The 2,247-nt window shown below is 72.0% G+C and carries 4 protein-coding genes; 2 read left to right on the forward strand and 2 right to left on the reverse strand.

Features of this window, described 5'->3' with window-relative positions:
- The coding region (locus tag HW577_RS23950; RefSeq protein ID WP_198378610.1) for a TlpA disulfide reductase family protein at nucleotides 1–389 on the reverse strand (389 nt) is incomplete at its 3' end.
- Between the two features lie 154 nt (nucleotides 390–543).
- On the opposite strand from HW577_RS23950, the gene argH reads away from it, so the two are divergent.
- Together argH and HW577_RS26995 are read left to right on the forward strand one after the other, a co-directional pair.
- Nucleotides 544–1,932, forward strand: a complete 1,389-nt coding sequence (gene argH / locus HW577_RS23955; RefSeq protein ID WP_332837801.1) for an argininosuccinate lyase — start codon at nucleotides 544–546, stop codon at nucleotides 1,930–1,932.
- The gene (locus HW577_RS26995) at nucleotides 1,929–2,057 is read left to right on the forward strand and encodes a hypothetical protein (protein ID WP_269769596.1); all 129 of its coding nucleotides are present in this window, start codon (nucleotides 1,929–1,931) and stop codon (nucleotides 2,055–2,057) included. The genes argH and HW577_RS26995 overlap by 4 nt, the downstream gene beginning before the upstream one ends.
- On the opposite strand, the gene HW577_RS23960 is transcribed toward HW577_RS26995, so the two are convergent.
- Nucleotides 2,026–2,247, reverse strand: a 222-nt coding sequence (locus HW577_RS23960) for a hypothetical protein (RefSeq protein ID WP_198378612.1), incomplete at its 5' end; no start/stop codon positions are given. The genes HW577_RS26995 and HW577_RS23960 overlap by 32 nt on opposite strands.

Here is a 2,247-nt window from a genome sequence, read left to right on the forward strand (position 1 = left end):
GCGACGAATTCCGGCGCGTCCCAGTCGGCGTCGCCCTCCAGCCGCGCGCGTTCCCGCCCGCCGCGATCGACGATGACGGTGGTGGGCAGGCCCCGCGCGCCGAGCGCCCGCGCCGCCGCCCCGCGCGGGTCGAGCCAGACGCGCAGGGTGCGCAGCTGGGTCCGCTCGTAGAAGTCCTGCACCACCGGCGCCCCACCGCGGTCGGAGGACAGCGGCAGCACCATCACCCCGTCCCGCGCCAGTGCCACGGCCAGCCGGTCCAGCGCCGGCATCTCCCGCACGCAGGGCGGGCACCAGGTGGCCCAGAGGTTGATCACGAGGCCCCGCCCGGCGAAATCCGCGAGCGTGAAGCCCTTGCCCTCGGCATCGGTGAAGGTGATGTCGGGCATCGCCGCCTCCGCCTCCCGCAGCCGGTTCAGCCCGTGCGGCGCGGCGGCGGCTGGACGGGCCGGAAGCCCGGCCTGTATCAGGGCGGCGGCCCCCAGCGCCGGGGCGGCCTTAAGGACGGAACGGCGCGTCGGAACCAGCACGAAAGAACCCCCGGTGAGCAGCAACGCCAATCGGCAATGGGGCGGGCGCTTCGCGGAAGGCCCGTCCGCCATCATGGAAGCGATCAACGCCTCGATCGGCTTCGATCGCAAGATGTGGCGGCAGGACATTTCCGGCAGCCTCGCCCATGCCGCGATGCTGAAGCATGTAGGGATCATCTCCGCCGATGACGAGGCGGCGATCCGTCGCGGCCTGTCCGACATCGCCGCGCGCATCGAGAAGGGCGACTTCCCCTTCGACGAGGCGCTCGAGGACATCCACATGAACATCGAGGCGCGCTTGTCCGCCTTGATCGGCGACGCCGGCAAGCGCCTGCACACGGCCCGCTCGCGCAACGACCAAGTGGCGCTCGACGTGCGACTGTGGGTGCGCGACGCGATCGACGGGCTGTCGGACCAGATCCGCGACGTGATGCGCGCGCTGGTCGACCGCGCCGAGGAACATGCCGGCACGGTCATGCCGGGCTTCACGCATCTCCAGCCCGCCCAGCCCGTGACACTCGGGCATCATTGCCTGGCGTATGTGGAGATGCTCTCGCGCGACCTGTCGCGGCTGGCCGATTGCCGCGCGCGGCTGAACGAATGCCCGCTCGGCGCGGCGGCCCTCGCGGGCACCGGCTTCCCGATCGACCGGCACATGACAGCGAAGGCGCTCGACTTCGACCGGCCGACGCGCAACAGCCTCGATTCCGTCGCCTCGCGCGACTTCGCGGCCGAATTCCTGTTCGCCTGCGCCATGTGCGCGACGCATCTGTCGCGGCTGGCCGAGGAAATCGTGATCTGGACGAACCCCTATTTCGGGTTCGTGAAACTCTCGGACGCCTTCACGACCGGCTCCTCCATCATGCCGCAGAAGCGCAACCCGGACGCGGCGGAACTCGTTCGCGGCAAGACCGGGCGCGTGGTCGGCGCACTGGTCGGGCTGCTGACGGTGATGAAGGGCCTGGCGCTGACCTATTTCAAGGACATGCAGGAGGACAAGGAAGGCGTCTTCGACGCGGCCGAGACGCTGACGCTCAGCCTCGCCGCGACGGCCGGCATGGTGCGGGACATGAAGCCCGACGTGGCCCGGCTGAAGGCGGCGGCGGGCGCGGGCTACTCCACCGCGACCGACCTCGCCGACTGGCTCGTGCGCGAGTTGAAGATGCCCTTCCGCGACGCGCACCACGTGACCGGCGCGCTGGTGGCGAAGGCGGAGGCGAAGGGCGTCGACCTCGCGGGACTCACGCTCGCCGAGATGCAGGCGACCGAGCCGCGTATCCATGACGGCGTCTATGGCGTGCTGACGGTCGAGGCCTCGGTCGGCTCCCGCACATCCTACGGCGGCACGGCGCCGGCCAATGTCGCGGCGATGGCGGCCGAGTGGAAGGCGAAGCTCGCATGACGCGCCCCGTGCTGGTCGCGCTCGCGGCGCTGCTGCTGCTCGGTGCCTGCGGCAAGGTGGGCGCGGTGCGTGCCCCCGGGCCGCCCGAGCAGATCACCTATCCGCGGGCCTATCCGAACCGGTGACGCGCGGGCGGTCCTCGCAGGGGGCCGGTTCCACCACGCCCCAGCCATAGACCGGGTCCCGGCCCGGCGCCCCGGCGTCGCGCGCCGCGGCGGCCAGCCTCTCGATCCGCGCCGGCCCGTCCTCGGGAATCGCGGCGAGCGCGGCCGCGACCAGCGGCGCGGCGAAGGAGGTGCCGGACCAGCGCCGCTG

This window comes from Neoroseomonas rubea (genome assembly GCF_016106015.1).
Classification (GTDB): domain Bacteria; phylum Pseudomonadota; class Alphaproteobacteria; order Acetobacterales; family Acetobacteraceae; genus Neoroseomonas; species Neoroseomonas rubea.

Coding starts and splice junctions, on each gene's coding strand:
- HW577_RS26995 (WP_269769596.1), top strand. CDS start 1,929: ATGACGCGCCCCGTGCTGGTCGCGCTCGCGGCGCTGCTGCTGCTCGGT.